Source organism: Cellulomonas fimi, from assembly GCF_028527925.1.
Classification (GTDB): domain Bacteria; phylum Actinomycetota; class Actinomycetes; order Actinomycetales; family Cellulomonadaceae; genus Cellulomonas; species Cellulomonas fimi_C.
The window spans coordinates 13514-32442 of the sequence record NZ_JAPESW010000042.1 but is presented as its reverse complement, the minus strand read 5'-3'; the positions used below and the strand labels follow the sequence as shown (position 1 = coordinate 32442).

Sequence of the window (18929 nt, the reverse complement as noted above, 5' to 3'; positions counted from 1 at the left end):
TCGACGTCGACGACGTCCGCGGAGGTCGTCGGCGTCGCCCGTGCGGCGGACGCTCCGGCCTCGCGGAGGGCACGCCGCGAGCGGCGCGTCTGCGGGGTCGGGGCGTCCTCGGCGAGGGTGCGCGTCGAGTCGTCCATGGCCGGTCCAACGTACCCGCTCCGCCTGTGCGCGCAGGGCGCGCGTCCCCCGTCCGTGGTGGGATGTCCCGCATGGTGGAGGGCGCGAACGTGCAGGTCACGATCACGGCGACGACGGGCCGTCCGGACGACGCGGCGGCGTCGCAGGTCAGGGGGCTGGCCGCTCGCGCCCACGAGGTGGACGGCGTCGCGCCGCTGTCCGAGCAGCCGCTGCTCCGTCTGGCGGACGCGGCCGCACCGGTCGTGCACCTGACCGCGCGGACTCCCGCGGGCGAGCTCGTCGGGTACGCGCAGGTCGACACGGAGACGGCGTCCGCGGAGCTCGTCGTCGACCCGGCGCACCGCCGCCGCGGCACCGGCCGCGCCCTGCTCGACGCGGCCCGCACGCACACCGCGACCGCCACCGGCACCGGGCTGAAGGTCTGGGCGCACGGCGACCTGCCGGCCGCGCGCGCCTTCGCGGCCATGACCGGCCTCGTCGTGGTGCGCGAGCTGCGCAAGCTGCGCCTCGACCTCGCGAGCCGGACCGACGCGACGCGCCGCCCCCTCCCGGCGGGCACGACGCTGCGCGCGTTCGTCCCCGGCCAGGACGAGGAGGCGTGGCGCCGCGTCAACGCGCGCGCGTTCGCGCACCACCCCGAGCAGGGCCGCCTGACGGTCGCGGACGTGCAGGCCCGCGAGCGCGAGCCGTGGTTCGACCCGGAGGGCTTCCTGCTCGCCGAGCGCGACGGCGTGCTGGTCGGGTCGGTGTGGACGAAGGTGCACCCGGCGGGCACGGAGGCGGACGAGCCGGTCGGCGAGATCTACGTCGTGGGCGTCGACCCCGACGCGCAGGGCACGGGCCTGGGCGGCGCGCTCACCTCGGCAGGGCTCGACCATCTGGCCTCGCGGGGCCTCGCGACGGTCGTGCTGTACGTCGACGCGGACAACACCGCGGCCGTCCGGACGTACGACGCGCAGGGGTTCGTGCGGGCCGCGACCGACGTGATGCTCGCTTCCGATACCGAGGGTTCACCCACGGGTGCCACGATGGGGTCATGACCGACGCACCCGCGCTCGACTCCCTCGAGGAGCACCTCGCCTCGCACGTGGCCCCGCAGGAGGAGCTGCCGGTCGTCGAGCCCGAACCGCTCCCCGACGACCGGTTCCTCGACCGCGAGCTGTCGTGGCTCGCGTTCAACCAGCGCGTGCTGGAGCTCGCGGAGGACCCGAACGTCCCGCTGCTCGAGCGCGTGCGGTTCCTCGCGATCTTCGCCTCGAACCTCGACGAGTTCTTCATGGTGCGCGTCGCGGGGCTCAAGCGGCGGATCGCGACGGGCATCGCCGTGACGGCGGCGTCGGGCCTGTCGCCGCGCCAGGTGCTCGAGGCGATCAGCGAGAAGGCGCACGAGCTGCAGCACCGGCACGCGCGCGTGTTCGCCGAGCAGGTGCAGCCGGCGCTGCGCGCGGAGGGCATCACGCTGGTCCGCTGGGACGAGCTGGGCGACGCGGAGCAGGACCGGCTGCGCAAGTTCTTCCGCCGGCAGATCTTCCCCGTGCTGACGCCGCTCGCGGTCGACCCGGCTCACCCCTTCCCCTACATCTCGGGGCTGTCGCTCAACCTCGCGGTCGTCGTCGCCAACCCGGTGACGGGCAAGGAGCACTTCGCGCGCGTGAAGGTGCCGCCGCTGCTGCCGCGGTTCATCGCGGTCGACGCGAGCGGCCGGCCGTCGGCGCCCGACGCGGGCGCGGCCGCCCCGGAGAAGGGCCCGATGTCGTTCGTCCCGGTCGAGGACGTCATCTCCGAGCACCTCGAGCACCTGTTCCCCGGCATGGAGGTGCGCGAGCACCACACGTTCCGCGTGACCCGCAACGAGGACGTGGAGGTCGAGGAGGACGACGCCGAGAACCTGCTCAAGGCGATGGAGAAGGAGCTCCTGCGTCGCCGGTTCGGCCCGCCGGTGCGCCTGGAGATCGCGGAGGGCATCAGCCCGCGCATCCGTCAGCTGCTCGTGCGCGAGCTGCGGATGGCCGAGGACGAGGTCTACGAGCTGCCCGCGCCGCTCGACTACACGGGTCTCAACGTCATCGCGGACCTCGACCGCGCGGAGCTGCAGTACCCGCGGTTCGTGCCGACGACGCACCGCCAGCTCGCCGAGGTGGAGAGCGCGACGCCGGCCGAGGTGTTCGCGAAGATCCGCGAGCGCGACATCCTGCTGCACCACCCGTACGACTCGTTCTCGACGTCGGTGCAGACGTTCCTCGAGCAGGCCGCGGCCGACCCGGCGGTGCTCGCGATCAAGCAGACGCTGTACCGGACGTCAGGCGACTCCCCCATCGTCGACGCACTCATCGACGCCGCGCAGGCGGGCAAGCAGGTGCTCGCGCTGGTGGAGATCAAGGCGCGGTTCGACGAGCAGAACAACATCTCGTGGGCGCGCAAGCTCGAGCAGGCGGGCGTGCACGTCGTGTACGGCATCGTCGGTCTCAAGACGCACTGCAAGCTCTCGCTCGTGGTCCGCCAGGAGGCGGACGGCCTGCGCCGGTACAGCCACGTCGGGACGGGCAACTACCACCCGAAGACGGCCCGGCTCTACACCGACCTGGGCCTGCTGACGTCCGACCCCGAGGTTGGGCAGGACCTCACGCGCCTGTTCAACCAGCTGTCCGGGTACGCGCCGAAGTCGCGGTTCCACCGCCTGCTCGTCGCGCCGCGGTCCGTGCGCGCGGGCCTGATCGAGCGCATCGAGCGCGAGGCCGCGGCGGCGCGCGCGGGCGAGCCCGCGTGGATCAAGATCAAGGTCAACTCGATGGTCGACGAGGCCACGATCGACGCGCTGTACCGCGCCTCGCAGGCGGGTGTGCAGGTCGACCTGGTCGTCCGCGGCATCTGCGCGCTGCGGCCGGGGGTGCCGGGGCTCTCGGAGAACGTGCGCGTGCGCTCGATCCTCGGCCGGTTCCTCGAGCACTCGCGGATCTTCGCGTTCGCGCACGCGACCGGCGACGACGACGCGTTCGAGGGGCCCGAGGTCTACATCGGGTCGGCGGACCTCATGCACCGCAACCTCGACCGGCGCGTCGAGGCGCTCGTCCGCGTGTCCGACGCGGACCAGGTGGGCGAGCTCGTCGACCTCATCGACGAGTCCATGGACGACGCGACGTCGTCGTGGCACCTCGACGGCGCGGGCGACTGGCACCGCCGGCACGTGGACGACGAGGGCAACCCGCTCGTCGACCTGCAGGCGGCCCTCATCCAGCGGCAGCGGCGCCGCCCCGGCGCCAGCCGGTGAGCAGCTCTGCCGGTCCGGCCGTCGTCGAGGCGGCCGGCGCGCTCGTGTGGCGCGTGCGCCTGCGTCGGCTGCAGGTCGCGCTCGTGCACCGGCCGCGGTACCGCGACTGGTCGTGGCCGAAGGGCAAGCTCGACCCGGGCGAGACCGCGGTCGCCGCGGCGGTCCGGGAGGTCGCGGAGGAGACCGGGCACGACGTCGTGCTCGGGATCCCGCTGCCCGGGCTCGAGTACCGCCTGTCCGACGGCCGCACCAAGCGCGTCCACTACTGGGCCGCGCAGGTCGCCGGACGCCGCGACGCCGTGGCCCTGCGGGCGCGCCCGCCGGTGCCGCGTGCGTCCCGCTCCGAGATCGACCGCGTGCGGTGGATGGACGTCGGCACGGCCGCGCGCCGCCTGACCCGGTCGGCCGACCGCGCGCCGCTGGCCGCGCTGGTGGCCGCGTACCGCAAGGGCCGGCTCGACACGCACGCGCTCGTCGTCGCGCGGCACGGGTCGGCCCGCAAGCGCAGCGCGTGGAAGGGGCCCGACGCCGAGCGACCGCTCACCTCGGACGGGGCGCGGCAGGCCGACGCGCTCGTGCCGCTGCTGTCGGCGTTCGGCGTCGCGCACGTCGTGACGAGCCCGTGGCGGCGGTGCGTCGAGACGGTCCGCCCGTACGCGCGCGCGGTCGGCATGCCCGAGCAGAAGGTCGAGGCGTGGTCGGAGGACGCGCACGAGGAGGCGCCGGGCCTGGTCACGGGCCACGTCGACGCGCTGCTGCACTGGCCCGGCGACGGCGTGGTGTGCACGCACCGGCCCGTGCTCGGCACGGCCTTCCAGGCGCTCGCGGCACGCGCGCGCAAGGGGGTCGCCGCCCACCTGCCGGCGGAGGACCCGTACCTGCAGCCGGGGCAGATCCTGGTCGCGCACGTGGCGCACCGTCCGAAGGGTCCGCGCGTCGTCGCGGTCGAGGTGCACGGCCCCGCCGCCTGAGCCGTCCGGACCGGTCCGGCACGGAGTCCCGCGGGCAGCCGACGGCCCGCTGGGGCAGTCGCGGCCCGTCAGGTGAGGATCGGGTTGAGCACGAGGTAGATGAGCGCGGCGACGAGCGCGGCGGCCGGGATGGTGAGGACCCAGGCGGCGCCGATGTTCTTCGCGACGCCCCACCGGACGGCCGACAGCCGCTTGGTCGCGCCGACGCCCATGATCGCCGAGGTGATGGTGTGCGTCGTCGAGACGGGCGCGTGCAGCCAGTACGCGTTGGCGTAGAGCACGATGGCGGCCACGGACTCCGCGACGAAGCCGCGCGCCGGGTCGAGCTCGATGATCTTGCGGCCCAGCGTGCGCATGATGCGCCACCCGCCCGCGTAGGTGCCGGCGGAGATGGCCGCGGCGGCGGACAGCTTGACCCACAGCGGGATCGTCATGTTGTCCGGGTCGTGGAAGCCGCCCGCGATGAGCGCGAGGACGATGACGCCCATCGTCTTCTGCGCGTCCTGGAGGCCGTGCCCGAGGGCCATCGCGGCCGCCGACGCGGTCTGGGCGAGCCGGAAGCGGCGCATCGTCCGGGCGGGCGCGCGGTTCCGCACGAGCCACAGCACGCCGACCATGAGGCCGAACGCGAACAGGAACCCGATGAGCGGCGAGAACACCATCGGCAGGACGACCTTGTCCCAGATGGCGCTCCAGTGGACGGTGATGCCCGACGCGACGCCGACGCCGGTGAGGCCGCCGATGAGGGCGTGCGTCGACGAGGACGGCAGGCCCAGCCACCACGTGATGAGGTTCCAGGTGATCGCGCCGATCAGGCCCGACAGCACGATGATCAGGCCCTCGTGCGGCCCGACGTCACCGATGCTGATGATGTCCTCGGCGATCGTCGTCGCGACGTGCGTGCCGAGCAGCGCGCCGACGAGGTTGAAGAACGCCGCCATGAGCAGCGCGACCCGCGGCGTCAGCGCACGCGTCGAGACGGAGGTCGCGATCGCGTTGGCGGCGTCGTGGAAGCCGTTGGTGTAGTCGAAGCCGAGGGCGAACGCGACCACGACGACGACGAGCAGGACGTCCACGTGGGCTCAGGACTCCTTGAGCGCGATCGTCTCGACCGCGTTGGCCACCTTCTCGAACGCGTCGGCGGCGTCCTCGAGCGTGTCGATGATCTCCTTGAGCTTGATGATCATCACGGGGTCCGTGACCTCGTCGAACATCTGCGCGACGAGCTTGCGGTGCGACTTGTCGGCCTGGTTCTCGAGGCGGTTGACCTCGACCCAGTACTCCGAGAGCGAGTCCATCGAGCGCAGCCGCGGCATCGCGTCGGCCGTGAGCTCGGCCGCGCGCTGGAGCACCTGCACCTGGTCGGACACCCGGGCGGGCAGCTCGTCGATCTTGTAGAGCACGATGAGGTCCGCGGCCTCGTCCATGAGGTCCATGCAGTCGTCGAGGTGCGACGCGAGCATGTAGATGTCGTCGCGGTCGAACGGCGTGACGAACGTCTGGTTGAGGCGCCGCATGATCGTGTGCGTCGCGTCGTCGGCCGCGTGCTCGGCGTCGGCGATCCGCTTGCCGATCTCCTTGCGGGTGGCGCGGTCCGCCCCGAGCATCTCGCCCAGGAGGTTGGCCCCGGTCACGAGGTGCTTCGCCGAGTCGGCGAAGAGGTCGAAGTACGTGGTGTCGCGCGGGGTGAGGCGCAGGCGCACGGGAATCTCCGGGACGGGGGGACGGACGTGGTTCAGGCTAGGTCACCCGAGCCCGGATGCCTAACGGCGGCCGACGGGCTCGTGGACACATGGTGACAGCCCGACGACGGTCCGGGGAACGCCGTGCGCCCGTCCGGGTGGCGACGCGCCGGGCGCCACGCGGGAGCCGCCGCGACGACGTCCCACCCGCAGCGACGACACGCGTTCGCGCAGGTGGGAGGTGGGGCGGCGCCGGACCGGGAGCGCCTCTCGGCGCGTGGCCGCTCGAAGCGGCTTGAGATGGAGCCCGGGGCTACCGCGGCCCGGCGCCTCGTCGATCCTACGTCGCCCGGGCCCGCCGTGCGCTGTGCGGAACCTCACGACACCCGTCCGGCAGGACCGGACGGACCGGGCACGGCGCGGCCGTGCGTCACTCGAGCCGGTCGGCGCGCCACAGCGCGGCGGCGTGCGTGAGCTCCTCGGCGGTGCGGACGAGGGACGCGGCCCCGCGCGTCGTGCGCAGCGCTCCCCGCGGGTCGACGAGGTCGAGGTGGTCGGCGTCGAACGCGGCGCCGGTCGCGAGGACCTGGCAGAACGCGGCGGCCCGCTCGAGCGCGACCGCGAGGTCGCCCGCGTACACGCCCGACAGGACGGCGTCGGCGACGGCTCGCACGTCCTCGGGCCCGGGGGTGTCGGCGACGCCCGCGACGACGCCGTGCACGGGGGCCGCCGCGACACCAGCGCGGTAGCGGTCGGCGATGGTCACGGGGTCGCGCCGCACCCACTCGCGCAGCACGTACAGGCGCCACAACGCCCCGGGCAGGGTGTCGGGCTGGCTGTCGGCCCACAGCCCCGCGACGACGTCGAGGCCCTCGTGCTCGACGAGCGCCACGAGCCGGGCGACGACGTCGGGGTCGGGCTGCGCGCGGCCGCGCCGGACGAGCGCCTGCGCCGTCGTGTGCGCGACCTCGTCACGCAGCGCGGGCGACAGGTCGCCGGGGATGGCGTCGGCCTGCTGCGGGTCGAGCATCGCGGGGCGACGCGGGCGACGGGGCTCGTCACCGCTGGTCGGACCGGTCATCGCGCACCTCCTCGCGCGGGCGGGCCGCGGGGCCGGCGCTCACCCGTCGGACGATCTTGCCTCCTCGGCGCCCCGGTCGCGCGCGCCGCCCGTCGCCCGTCCGGGTCGGCCGTCCGGGCTCGACATGCGTGTCCGTGCAGGTGGGGTCACAGTGGTTCTCACTCCCCGGGACGGCCCCGAGGGTGACGGAGGTGCCACACGATGTCCGACGCGACACGGCCGCCGCAGGGGGCGGCGGGAGGATCCGAGGTGCGCCACCCGCACCACAACAAGGCCATCGCGCTCGCCGTCGCGGCGGCGGTCGGTGGGTTCCTCTTCGGGTTCGACAGCTCCGTCATCAACGGCGCGGTCGACGCGATCGGGGAGCAGTTCGACCTCGGGTCCGCCCTGCAAGGGTTCGCCGTCGCCGTCGCGCTGCTCGGCTGCGCGCTCGGCGCCTGGTCCGGCGGCAAGCTCGCCGACCACTGGGGCCGCACGAAGGTCATGTTCTTCGGCGCGGTCCTGTTCTTCGTGTCGTCGATCCTGTCGGCGATCGCGTTCGGCGTCTGGGACCTGATCCTCTGGCGCTTCATGGCGGGTGTCGGCATCGGCATCGCGTCCGTCATCGCCCCCGCGTACATCGCGGAGATCGCGCCCGCGGCGATGCGCGGCCGGCTGGGCTCGCTCCAGCAGCTCGCGATCACGCTCGGCATCTTCGCCGCGCTCCTGTCCGACCAGCTGCTCGCGACGTCCGCGGGCGGCGCGTCGGAGGAGCTGTGGTTCGGGCTCGAGGCGTGGCGGTGGATGTTCCTCGTCGCCGTGGTCCCCGCGACGGTCTACGGGATCCTCGCGCTGAGGATCCCCGAGTCTCCGCGCTACCTGGTGGCGCGCGGCCGACGCGACGAGGCGCAGAAGATCCTGTCCGACGTGCTGGGTCCCGACGAGGACGCCGCAGCCCGCGTGCGCGAGATCGAGCGCACGATCGAGTCGGACAAGAAGCTCGAGGAGCAGGCGACGCTGCGCGGGCCGCGGTTCGGGCTCCTGCCCGTCGTCTGGGTCGGCATCCTGCTGTCGGTGTTCCAGCAGTTCGTCGGGATCAACGTGATCTTCTACTACTCGACGACGCTGTGGCAGGCCGTCGGGTTCGACGAGTCCGACGCGTTCATGGTCTCGACGATCACGTCGGTGACGAACGTCGCGGTGACCTTCATCGCGATCGCGCTCATCGACAAGATCGGCCGGCGCCCGCTGCTCCTCATCGGCTCGGCCGGCATGGCGGTGTCGCTCGCGATCATGGCGATCGCGTTCACGCAGTCGACCGGGACGGGCGACGACCTCACGCTGACGGGCTCGTGGGGCACGATCGCGCTGGTCGCGGCGAACGCGTTCGTCGTGTTCTTCGGCGCGACCTGGGGCCCGCTGGTCTGGGTGCTCCTCGGCGAGATGTTCCCGAACCGCATCCGTGCCGCCGCGCTCGGGGTGGCCGCGATGGCGCAGTGGATCGCGAACTTCCTCATCACGATCTCGTTCCCGCCGATGCTCGACCGGTTCGGCGCGTCCATCCCCTACCTGATGTACGCGATCTTCGCGACGCTGTCCTTCTTCTTCACGCTGTTCAAGGTGCCGGAGACGAAGGGCGTGCAGCTCGAGGACATGGAGTCGGTCAAGGTCGAGCGGCGCACGCGCGGGACGGCGAGCACGACCCGCTGACACGGCCCGCACGTCCCGGAGGCCCCTGGCGCAGCGCGCGCCGGGGGCCTTCGTCGTCCCCGGGTGCGAGCAGCGGGGAATAAGTTGCCTCGCGCAAATGCTGTGTCTTACAGTTATTGCGTCACGCAAGCAAGGAGCACCCCATGACCGGCACCGCCGACGCACCCGAGACGCCCACCCGCCTCCTGCTGCGCGCCATGGAGGAGCTCACCCGGTCGCTGCGCGAGGCGTCCCACGTCATGTCGAAGCAGTTCCCCTGCTCGCGCGGCGAGGTCCCGCTCATCCGCCTGCTCGCCCGCCGCGGTGCGCTCGGTGTGGGTGAGATCGCGCACGTCATGCGCGTCGACGTCTCGGTCGCCAGCCGCCAGGTGAGCCACCTCGTCGACGAGGGCTGGGTCGAGCGCACCGTCGACCCTGACGACCGCCGCGCCCGCACGCTGCGCCTCACCGCCGACGGCGAGGCCCTCGCCGCCCGCATGCTCGACGTCCGCGACGGCGCCATGCAGGCCGTCTTCGGCGACTGGGCGCCCGACGACATCGACGACGCAGCCGCGGTCCTGCACCGCATCGCCGCCACGATCGACGCCGCCCGCCTGCGCGAGCAGGCGCCCGCGCTCGCCGTGACCGGGTGACGGGGCGCCGCGACCCCCGCGTCGCGGACCTGCCCCGACCCGCACCACCCACCGACCTGCCCACGACGTCGGGTCCACCACCGCACGACCCGAGATCGACGAGAGCGAGACCATGACCGACCGCACCGCACCGCCCGCGCCCGTGGCGCCCGCCGAGGACGAGGCCACGCGCCTCGTCGAGACCTCGGCCGACGCCGCGGGCCTGCCCCTCGACCCCACCGCCGCGCCCGACTCCGCCGAGGCCCCTCGCATGACGCACCGCGAGGTGCTCGAGTCGCTGTCCGGGATCCTCCTCGGCATGTTCGTCTCGATCCTCGCGACGAGCGTCGTGTCCTCCTCGCTGCCGCGGATCATCTCCGACCTCAAGGGCGAGCAGTCCGCGTTCACCTGGGTCGTCACCGCGACTCTGCTCACCACGACGATCACGACCCCGATCTGGGGCAAGCTGGCCGACCTCGTCGACCGCAAGCTGCTCATCCAGCTCGCGCTCGTCATCTCCGTCGTGTCGTCCGCGCTCGCGGGCCTCTCGCACAGCACCGGCATGCTCATCGGCATGCGCGCGCTGCAGGGCATCGGCGCCGGCGGCCTGACCGCGCTCGGCACGGTCCTCATCGCCGACATCATCAGCCCGCGCGAGCGCGGCCGGTACATGGGGCTCATGGGCGGCGTCATGGGCATCGGCATGGTCGGCGGCCCGCTGCTCGGCGGCCTCATCACCGACGGCCCGGGCTGGCGCTGGAACTTCTTCGTCGGCCTGCCCTTCGCGGTCGCGGCGATCATCGTGCTCCAGCGCACGCTGCACCTCCCCCCGCTCACGCGCCGTCAGGTGAAGATCGACTACCTCGGCGCGCTGCTGATCTCCGCGGGCATCGCCCTGCTGCTCCTGTGGGTGACCTTCGCGGGCGACTCGTTCGCGTGGGCGTCGTGGCAGACCGCCACGATGGTCGGCGGCTCGATCGCGCTGCTCGCGCTCGCCGTGTGGGCCGAGTCCCGCGCCGCCGAGCCGATCATCCCGCTGCACCTGTTCAGGAACCGCACGCTCGTCCTGTCGGTGATCGCGTCCGTCGCGGTCGGCATCGCGCTGTTCGGCACCTCGGTGTTCCTCAGCCAGTACATGCAGCTCGCGCGCGGCAAGACGCCGACCGAGTCGGGCCTGCTCACGATCCCCATGGTCGTCGGCGTGTTCGTCGCGTCGACGCTGTCCGGCCAGATCATCAGCCGCACCGGGCGCTACAAGGGCTTCATGGTCGCCGGCGCGACCGTCCTCACCGCGGGCCTCGTGCTCATGGGGACGATCCACTACGACACGAGCTTCGCGCTCGTCGCGCTCTACATGGTCATCCTCGGCACGGGCGTGGGCATGCTCATGCAGAACCTCGTCCTCGCCGTGCAGAACACGCTCGACGTGCGCGAGGTCGGCTCCGGCACCTCGACGGTCGCGTTCTTCCGGACGCTCGGCGGCGCGATCGGCGTCTCTGCGCTCGGCGCCGTCCTGGCCAACCGGGTGGGTGACCTCATCGTCTCCGGCCTGAAGGGCATCGGCATCGACGCGAGCGCGCTCGGCGCCGGCGGCACCAGCACGCTGCCGAACCTGGCCACGCTGCCCGAGCCCGTGCGGGTCGTCGTCGAGCGGGCGTTCGGCGACGCGATCGCGGACCTGTTCCTCGTCGCCGCGCCCGTCGCGCTCGTCTCGCTCGTCGCCGTGCTGTTCCTCAAGGAGGTGCCGCTCGGCCGCAAGTCCGGCATCGAGCAGCGGCTCGAGCAGGAGGCCGACGTCGAGGAGAAGACGCCCGCCGCGGTCGCCTGACCTCACCGCACCCAGACGGACGCGCCGCCTCCCGGGACACCGGGGGGCGGCGCGTCCGTGCGTGCGCGGGGTCAGTCGTGCTGGCGGATCGCCGCGAGCGCCGAGTTGAGGCGGTCGAGCTGCTCGGCGAGCGCGTCGACCTCCCCCGCGCTCCAGCCGTCGAGCGCGCGCAGCAGGAACTCGCGCCGGGCCGCGCGGGCGGCGGAGAGGCGGCGCAGGCCCTCGTCGGTCAGGTCGAGCAGCTGACCGCGGAAGTCGTCGGGGTCGGGGCGCCGCGAGATCAGGCCGATCGCGCCCAGCCGGGCGAGCTGACGCGAGATCGTGCCGCGTCCGACGCCGATGTAGGTCGCCAGGTCGCTGGCCCGCACGCCGGGCGTCGACTCGATGTGGCTGAGCAGCACGTACGCCGACGGCTCCAGGTCGGGGTGCACGTCGCGTGCGAGCGCCGCGGACGACGCGTGCGCGCGGCGCAGCAGCAGACCGAGCTCTCGCTCGAGCCTCGCGAAGTTCTCCTCGACCACGAACCCATCCTCGCCCCACCGGGGGTACCCGGGCGGGCGAAATCGTTGGACAGCTGCCCGACACGCCGGACGGACTAGGTGCTGGCACCTAGGCGGGTCAGCGGGACCAGGTCGTCCGTCGTCCCGCGATGGTCGCGATCGCGGCGGCGCGGTCGGCGCCGAGCCGGGGTGCCATGCGGCGGAAGATGCCGGGCACCTCGGTCCGCGGGACGACGAGCACGTCGTCGGCGCCGCCCGGCGACCGGACCTCGACACGGCCCTGGACGACCAGGACCGCGCGCACCACGACGCCCGCGCACGCGGCCGCGAGCAGCGCGCTCTGCACGCGCGACGCCTCGAGCCGGGCGTCGCGCAGGTACGGGACGGGCTCGCCGTCGACCGTCATGAAACGACCCTCGACGACGACCTCGGAGCCGGAGAGGTCGCGCTCGGAGACCGTGAGGATGCCGCCCGGTCCGACCAGCAGGTTCTGCAGCACCGATCCCTGGCGGCCGACCGGCACGTCGTGCAGCACCTGCCAGCCCTCGTCGACCAGGCGGGACAGGCGCGTGCGCACCGAGCTGCCGCGCTCGCCGCGGTAGGCGGGCAGCGACGGGGCGTCGGCGGAGACGGTGCCGAGCCACGCCTCGAGCGCGGCCTGGTCGAGCGCGTCGAGCGCGTCGGTCGCGCTGGCCGGCACCGGCAGCACGAGCGCGCCCGTGTCGGTGCGCAGGTCGGCGCGCAGCCACGCCTGGGCGGCCTTGCGGACGCCGTCCTCGAGCGCGGGGTGCTCGACCACGACCTCGCCCGACTGGAGGTCGACGGAACCGACCGGTGCGCCGGTCTCCTGCGTGACGAAAAGACGGTCGGCGCCGTAACGGCGCCACCGTCTCACCGTCAGCAGCTCGTCCACGTCAGCATTATCGGCAGGAACGGCCCTCGACTTCAGGCGTGTCGACCATCCGGACGGCCCCCGTCGGGGTGATCCCCGATCGTCCCGCGACGGGGGCTTCGTGCGGTCTGGTCAGGCCGTCTGCTCGAACGTCAGGCTCACCGAGTTCATGCAGTAGCGGTCACCCGTGGGGGTCTGCGGCGCGTCGTCGAAGACGTGCCCCAGGTGCGACCCGCAGCGCGCGCAGCGGACCTCGGTCCGCACCATGCCGAGGCTGCGGTCGACGAGCAGCTCGACGCGGTCCTCGGCGAGCGGCGAGAAGAAGCTCGGCCACCCGCAGTGCGAGTCGAACTTCGTCTCGGACCGGAACAGCTCGTTGCCGCACGCGCGACAGCGGTACACGCCGACCCGCTTCTCGTCGAGCAGCTCGCCCGTCCAGGCGCGCTCGGTGCCCGCCCGGCGCAGCACCGCGAACTCCTGCGGCGCGAGCTCGGCGGCCCACTGCTCGTCGGTCTTCTCGACCTCGTAGCCCATCTCGTCCTCCTCGTGGGAACCGCGCGGTGCGGCGCCCGACGGGTGCAACACGCCGCGGGCCGCGGCGGTTCCCGACGCGCCGGACAGGTCCCTGACCAGCGCGTCTCGCAGTTCCTCGGCACTTCGGTCTACCGTGCCCCGTAGCGCACGCTCCTCCCGCGCTGACCGAAAGCCGCCGAACCCGACCGACTCGCCCCCGGTCGTCCTTCCCGCCCGTGAGGTCCGCGTGCCCCGTACCCGTCGACCGTGGTCGTTGACGCGCTACTTCGCGGTCGTGAGCGTCGTCGCCATGACGGTCCTCGGACTCGCGCTCGTCGTCGTCTCCGCGAACGTCATGGAGCGCCAGTCCACGCGCGACGGGATGGCGTCGGCGGAGTCGGTGCAGTCGTACGCGACCGGCCAGGTGCCGACGGACTCGTTCGTGCTGGCCACCGCGCTGACCCCCGAGCAGGACGCCGCGGTGCGCGCGGCCGTCGCCGGGTTCGCGGACAGCGTGGTCGAGGTCCGGCTGTGGGCGCAGGACGGGACCCTCATCTTCTCGACCGCGGACCGCACGACGAGCGGGTTCCCCGACGGCGACCGGCTCGACGCGGCGATGAGCACGGGCGAGCCGGACGCGAAGGTCGTCACCGACGTGCGCGGCGACGAGGGCGAGGCGAGCGGCACGCAGACCGACGTCCTCGACGTGTACGTGCCGGTCACGGCGGGCGACACGCTGACCGCCGACCCGCAGGCGGCGGACGCCGACGAGGTCGTCGGTGCGGCCGAGGTCATGCTCGACCACACCGGCTCGGCCGCCGCGGTCGGCGACGCGGTCCGCACGGTCGGCATCGTCGTGGGCGTCGGGCTCGTGCTGCTGTGGGTGCTCCTGTTCCGGACGGTGCTCACGACGTCGCGCCGGCTGCAGGCCACCGCGCTGGAGAACGCGCGGCTCGCGCTGCTCGACTCGCTCACGGGCCTGCCGAACCGGCGCATGCTCGCGGACCGCATGCGCCGCACGATCGCCGAGGCCCAGCAGGACGGGACGCGCGTCGGGCTGATGATGCTGGACATCGACCACTTCAAGGACATCAACGACTCGCTCGGCCACGACCGCGGCGACGAGCTGCTCGAGCAGGTCGCGGAACGGCTGCGCGGCGCGCTGCGCGAGAACGACGTCGTCGCGCGGCTCGGCGGCGACGAGTTCGCGGTCCTGCTGCCCGACGTGCGCTCGGTCGAGAACGCCGAGCGGCTGGCGCGGCGCGTGCGCGGGCTGTTCGCGACGCCGTTCCCGCTCGGCGACCTGGCGCTGCACGTCGAGACGTCGGTCGGCGTGGCGTGCCTGCCGGACCACGCGAACGACGCGTCGTCCCTCATGCGCACCGCGGACGTCGCGATGTACGCCGCGAAGCACCGCCGCACGGGCGTCGCCGTCTACTCGCTCGACGAGGACGACTCCTCCCCCGCGCGCCTGGTGCTGCTGGGCGACCTGCACCGCGCGCTCGACGCCGCGAGCCCCGACTCGCACGAGCTGGAGATGCACTACCAGCCCAAGGTCGATCTCACGACGGGCCGGACGGTGGGGCTCGAGGCGCTCATGCGCTGGCGGCACGAGACGCGCGGGCTGCTCGCACCCGCCGCGTTCATCCCGCTCGCCGAGCAGTCCGGGCTCATCCACGACGTCACGCGGTACGCCCTGACGGCGTGCGTGCGCCAGCTCGCGCAGTGGTCGCAGGACGGCCGGACGACGCCGGTCGCGGTGAACCTCTCGGCGCACGACGTCGCCACGACGGACGTGGTCGACCTCATCGAGCGGCTGCTGGCGGAGCACGAGGTGTCGGCGGAGCTCCTCGAGGTCGAGATCACGGAGACCGCGCTCGTGGCCGACCGGTCGCGCGTCGTGCCGGTGCTCGAGCGGCTCGGCGAGCTCGGCGTGCGCGTCGCGATCGACGACTTCGGCATCGGCAACACGTCCATCTCCCAGCTGCGCGACCTGCCCGTCGACGAGCTGAAGATCGACCGCCTGTTCGTGGCGGACCTGCAGGCCGGGGGGCGCGAGGGGTCCGAGGTCGTCGTCCGCGCGATGGTGGACCTCGCGCACTCGTTCGGTCTGCGCGTCGTCGCGGAGGGCGTGGAGGACGAGCACACCGCCGAGATCCTCGCCAGGCTCGGCGTCGACCAGGCGCAGGGCTTCCTCTACTCGCGCGCGGTCCCTCCCGCGGACCTCACGTTCGGCACCCTGGTCCCGACACCCCGCCGGGGGGCCGACGAGTCCACGCGACCTGCGGGTTCGCGGCCGGGCGGGCGTCGCCGCCCCCGGACGGCGCACACCTCTCATCACTCGAACGAGTGAATCTCACCCGGATGCCTCAACCCGCGCCACCCGTTTGCCGATGGTGATTCGTCCGGCCCGTACCTGCCTGCGCACGATGCCCGAGGAGTGCCCCCGATGATGGACGACCTGCTCCAGGAGATGATCGACCCCGCCCCGCCGCAGCGGGACCGGCCGCGACGTCGCCGCATGTGGACCACGGTCGGCATCGTCGGGCTCGCGGTCGTCGGCGCGACCTCGCTCACGACGTCGGCCCTGTTCAGCGACACCGACTCGACGAGCGCCGAGATCTCGACGGGCACCGTCGACCTCGCGGTCGGCGCGACCTCGTTCCCGCTCCCCCCGGGCGGCATGGCGCCGGGCGACACCGTCTACACGCCGGTCACCGTGAGCAACGACGGCTCGCTGGAGCTGCGCTACGCGATCGAGTACCGCGCCGAGACCCTCGCGACCGGCCCCGCCCCCGCGCCCACGCTGGCCGACGGGGCGACGCCGCAGTCCCTCGGGAACGTCGTGCAGCTCGCGATCTTCGAGACCGGTCAGTGCGACGCGGGCGGCGTGGCAGGCGCCCGGCAGCTCGGCGCCGTGGACGGCGCGACGACCCCGCTCGCGACGGACTTCACCGCGATCGTCGGCAGCGCCGCGACGGGCCCCGACACCGACGACCGCGACCTCGGCGCGGGCACGGACGAGACCCTGTGCGTGCGCGTGCACCTGCCGATCGGTGCCGACAACAGCTACCAGGACACGGCGCTCGCGCTCTCGCTGCGCATGCAGGCGGAGCAGGTCGCGAACAACGACGGCACGCCGGCCTCCTGAGGTCCCGTGCGATGAGGTTCCGCAGGCGCACCCCCGGTGCGCCCGCCGTCGACCGACGGATGCCGAGCGTGCCCGCACGCACCAGGACGGCGCGCGCCCCGCGTCCGACCTGGCGCCGCGTGCTGTCCGCCGCGCTGTGGACCGTCGTCGCGGTGTGCGGGGCCGCCTACGCCGCGTCGCTCCTGGTCCCGCTCTGGTACCAGGTCAACGACGAGCGGCTGCTCATCGTCACGTCCGGGTCGATGGCGCCCAAGTTCGAGGCCGGCGACGCCGTGGTGCTGCAGGCGATCACGCGCGAGTCCGACCTCAAGGTCGGGCAGGTCGTGTCCTTCTGGCCCGTCGGCTCGCAGCAGCTCGTGACGCACCGGATCGTCGCCCTGCGCCACCTCCCCGAGCTCGTCGACGACCCCGAGACCGGGGAGCGGGTCCCGAAGATCGGCGCGGACGGCGCGCCCGTCACCAAGCCGTACGTGTTCACCAAGGGCGACGCCAACGCGGAGGCGGATCCGAACGCGATCCCCATCACGCGCGTGCGCGGCGTCGTGCTCGACGTGCACCGCGGGTGGGGCTGGGTGCTGCAGTGGTCGACGTCCCCGTCGGGCCGGGCCGTGATGCTCGTGCCGCCGCTGCTCGCGCTCGCGACGCTCGAGCTCCTGGCCGTCGCCGACGGGCGCCGTGAGCGCCGCGCCGCCGCCGCGAGCGCCCAGGCCGACGCGAGGAGGTTCGATGACCTCCTCCTCGACTGACACGGCCACCACGGCCCGCCGCCACCCGTTCCTCGAGGCGGACCGCGGGTCGTGGGTGCGGCTGGGCGTCGTGCTCGCGTTCGCCGCCGCCGCGCTCGTCGCCCCCTTCGTCGGGTCGACGCAGGCGCAGTTCACCGACCACGCGACCGTCGAGATCCGCTACCAGGTGGGTCCGACCACGACGCCGACCCCGTCCGCCGACCCCACGACCGATCCGGCGACCGACCCGGCGGCGGGCGCGGGCACCGCACCGACCCCGCCCGCGGCGTCGGGCGTGGACGCCCCGGCCCCGGTGTCGCGCACCGTCCAGGGCCGCACGCCGCGGCTCGCGCCCGAGGCCGACCGGGCGGACGCGCCGGCGAACGGCCCCGCCGCGCCCCGGCCGCCCGGCGGGCAGCGGCCGACGCGCGGCGACGCACCCGACTGATCAGGCGGCGCGCACCCCGCGGGCCGCGAGCAGCACGCCCGCCGGGTCGTAGGTGCGCGCGAGCGTGCGCAGCCGACGCGCGACGAGCGGGGTGAACACCCGGTCCGCCCACGCCGTCCCGGCCGCGTCCGTGAAGTTGGGCAGGCCGCCGTCCGTCGCCCACGGCTCGAGCCCCTGTGCGACGCGTGCGGCGTCCCGCGTCACGACCTGCGCGACCTCGGGGATCATCAGGCCGACCGCGAACACGCTGTAGGCGGCGTCGCGGTGCGCGTACGCGCACGGGTCGCCGACGCGGACGCGCCCGCCGAGCTGGCGGATCTCGACGGCGGCGAGCGCGGAGTCGACCCCGGGCCCGACGAGCTCCAGCAGGCGGTCGGCACCGGCGACGCCGAACCCGTGCAGCAGGTGGTGCGTCTCGTGCAGCGGCATCGGGTCGACCGGGTCGGCGTGGACCGCGCCGAGCGCGGAGTACGGCATGACGCCGACCGTGTCGAGGACGGGCGCGGCCACGGCGCGGATCGCGCGGATCATCTCCTCGCCGACCGCGGGGTCGCCGGTCCACGCGAAGCGCACGTGCAGCGTCACCTGACCACGCAGCGGCGCGGGGAACGGGTCCATGTCGGGCAGGCGCATGACCGCGACGGACGTCGTGCCCTCCTCGGGCAGCAGCTCGCACCACTGCGCCCACGTGCGCAGCACGCCGGGGACGTCGGGCTCGGCGAACCACAGACCGCCCGCGTACAGCTCGGGCAGCTCGAGGAGGTCGATCTCGACCGCGGTGACGATGCCCAGGGTGCCCTTGCCGCCGCGCAGGCCCCAGAACAGGTCGGGGTTCTCGTCGCGCGTCGCGCGGCGCAGCACGCCGTCGCCGGTGACGACGTCGAACGCGCGGACGGTGTCGGAGGACAGCCCGTGCGACCGGGCGACGGGTCCGAGACCGCCGCCCGTGAGCAGCCCGACGACGCCGACGTCGGGCGACGACCCGCACAGCGCGGCCAGACCGTGCGGCGCGGTCGCCTCGAGCACCCGCTCCCACCGCACGCCCGCGCCGATCCGCGCCCACCGCTCGTCGGCGTGCACCGTGAGCTCGTCGAGCGCGCCCGTGTGCACGAGGATCGCGTCGCGCATCTCCTCCGTCGCGCCGTGACCGGTGCCCTGGACCGCGACCTGCACGCCGAACGCGGCCGCGATCCTCAGCGTCGCGCTCACGTCGGCCGGGCCGGTGGCCGCCACGACCGCGAGCGGGCTCAGCCGGCGCGTCAGGTTCGAGGTGGCGGTGAGGCGCGCGTAGTCGTCGGTGCCGGGCAGGTGCACGGTGGCGACGACGTCGCGCAGGGCGCGGACGGCGGCGGCGCCGGTCGGGCGGGTGTCCTGTCCGAGGGCGGGGCTGACGAACGACATGGGAGATCCTTCGGGGTCCTGCACGGGGTTC

General features: G+C 73.8%; 17 protein-coding genes. 10 read left to right on the top strand and 7 right to left on the bottom strand.

Features of this window, described 5'->3' with window-relative positions; genetic code table 11:
- The first annotated feature begins 209 nt into the window (after positions 1–209).
- From mshD to OMK64_RS16030, 3 genes are read left to right on the top strand one after another with little or no spacing between them, the layout of a single operon-like run.
- On the top strand, positions 210–1178 hold the full coding sequence (gene mshD / locus OMK64_RS16040) for a mycothiol synthase (RefSeq protein ID WP_374694108.1): 969 nt from the start codon (positions 210–212) through the stop codon (positions 1176–1178).
- A complete protein-coding gene (locus OMK64_RS16035) occupies positions 1175–3406 on the top strand; it encodes an RNA degradosome polyphosphate kinase (protein WP_272729360.1) in 2232 nt (743 codons plus the stop codon). The genes mshD and OMK64_RS16035 overlap by 4 nt, the downstream gene beginning before the upstream one ends.
- Entirely contained in the window at positions 3403–4377 is a 975-nt protein-coding gene (locus tag OMK64_RS16030) for an NUDIX hydrolase (protein WP_272729359.1), read from the top strand. The genes OMK64_RS16035 and OMK64_RS16030 overlap by 4 nt, the downstream gene beginning before the upstream one ends.
- Positions 4378–4445: 68 nt before the next feature.
- On the opposite strand, the gene OMK64_RS16025 is transcribed toward OMK64_RS16030, so the two are convergent.
- The 3 genes from OMK64_RS16025 to OMK64_RS16015 form a co-directional block, all read right to left on the bottom strand.
- A complete protein-coding gene (locus OMK64_RS16025; protein WP_272729358.1) occupies positions 4446–5453 on the bottom strand; it encodes an inorganic phosphate transporter in 1008 nt (335 codons plus the stop codon).
- Between the two features lie 6 nt (positions 5454–5459).
- The gene (locus OMK64_RS16020) at positions 5460–6080 is read right to left on the bottom strand and encodes a DUF47 domain-containing protein (protein ID WP_124341894.1); all 621 of its coding nucleotides are present in this window, start codon (positions 6078–6080) and stop codon (positions 5460–5462) included.
- Positions 6081–6489: 409 nt separating this feature from the next.
- Positions 6490–7089 carry a hypothetical protein gene (locus tag OMK64_RS16015; protein ID WP_272729363.1) on the bottom strand — a complete coding sequence of 200 codons (600 nt, stop codon included), beginning with the start codon at positions 7087–7089 and terminating at the stop codon, positions 6490–6492.
- Positions 7090–7341: 252 nt separating this feature from the next.
- Between OMK64_RS16015 and OMK64_RS16010 the strand changes: the two genes are divergently transcribed.
- The 3 genes from OMK64_RS16010 to OMK64_RS16000 all read left to right on the top strand — a co-directional run bounded on the left by OMK64_RS16010 (position 7342) and on the right by OMK64_RS16000 (position 11268).
- On the top strand, positions 7342–8829 hold the full coding sequence (locus tag OMK64_RS16010) for a sugar porter family MFS transporter (protein ID WP_276596139.1): 1488 nt from the start codon (positions 7342–7344) through the stop codon (positions 8827–8829).
- Positions 8830–8972: 143 nt separating this feature from the next.
- On the top strand, positions 8973–9461 hold the full coding sequence (locus OMK64_RS16005) for a MarR family winged helix-turn-helix transcriptional regulator (RefSeq protein ID WP_272729356.1): 489 nt from the start codon (positions 8973–8975) through the stop codon (positions 9459–9461).
- Positions 9462–9711: 250 nt separating this feature from the next.
- Positions 9712–11268, top strand: a complete 1557-nt coding sequence (locus tag OMK64_RS16000) for an MFS transporter (protein WP_272729362.1) — start codon at positions 9712–9714, stop codon at positions 11266–11268.
- A gap of 71 nt (positions 11269–11339) precedes the next feature.
- On the opposite strand, the gene OMK64_RS15995 is transcribed toward OMK64_RS16000, so the two are convergent.
- The 3 genes from OMK64_RS15995 to msrB form a co-directional block, all read right to left on the bottom strand.
- On the bottom strand, positions 11340–11789 hold the full coding sequence (locus tag OMK64_RS15995) for a MarR family winged helix-turn-helix transcriptional regulator (RefSeq protein WP_272729355.1): 450 nt from the start codon (positions 11787–11789) through the stop codon (positions 11340–11342).
- A 97-nt stretch (positions 11790–11886) separates the two neighbouring features.
- A complete protein-coding gene (locus OMK64_RS15990; protein WP_272729354.1) occupies positions 11887–12681 on the bottom strand; it encodes an NERD domain-containing protein in 795 nt (264 codons plus the stop codon).
- 111 nt (positions 12682–12792) lie between these two features.
- The gene (gene msrB, locus OMK64_RS15985) at positions 12793–13194 is read right to left on the bottom strand and encodes a peptide-methionine (R)-S-oxide reductase MsrB (RefSeq protein ID WP_272729353.1); all 402 of its coding nucleotides are present in this window, start codon (positions 13192–13194) and stop codon (positions 12793–12795) included.
- 289 nt (positions 13195–13483) lie between these two features.
- On the opposite strand from msrB, the gene OMK64_RS15980 reads away from it, so the two are divergent.
- The 4 genes from OMK64_RS15980 (at position 13484) to OMK64_RS15965 (ending at position 17497) form a co-directional block, all read left to right on the top strand.
- Positions 13484–15526 (top strand): putative bifunctional diguanylate cyclase/phosphodiesterase, encoded by a 2043-nt coding sequence (locus OMK64_RS15980; RefSeq protein ID WP_272729352.1) that lies wholly within the window; start codon positions 13484–13486, stop codon positions 15524–15526.
- A 96-nt stretch (positions 15527–15622) separates the two neighbouring features.
- Entirely contained in the window at positions 15623–16324 is a 702-nt protein-coding gene (locus OMK64_RS15975; RefSeq protein ID WP_272729351.1) for a TasA family protein, read from the top strand.
- A gap of 59 nt (positions 16325–16383) precedes the next feature.
- On the top strand, positions 16384–17070 hold the full coding sequence (locus tag OMK64_RS15970; protein WP_374694107.1) for a signal peptidase I: 687 nt from the start codon (positions 16384–16386) through the stop codon (positions 17068–17070).
- Entirely contained in the window at positions 17051–17497 is a 447-nt protein-coding gene (locus OMK64_RS15965; protein WP_272729349.1) for a hypothetical protein, read from the top strand. The genes OMK64_RS15970 and OMK64_RS15965 overlap by 20 nt, the downstream gene beginning before the upstream one ends.
- On the opposite strand, the gene OMK64_RS15960 is transcribed toward OMK64_RS15965, so the two are convergent.
- A complete protein-coding gene (locus OMK64_RS15960) occupies positions 17498–18898 on the bottom strand; it encodes an FAD-binding oxidoreductase (RefSeq protein ID WP_272729348.1) in 1401 nt (466 codons plus the stop codon). It abuts the gene before it with no gap.
- Positions 18899–18929: the final 31 nt, after the last annotated feature.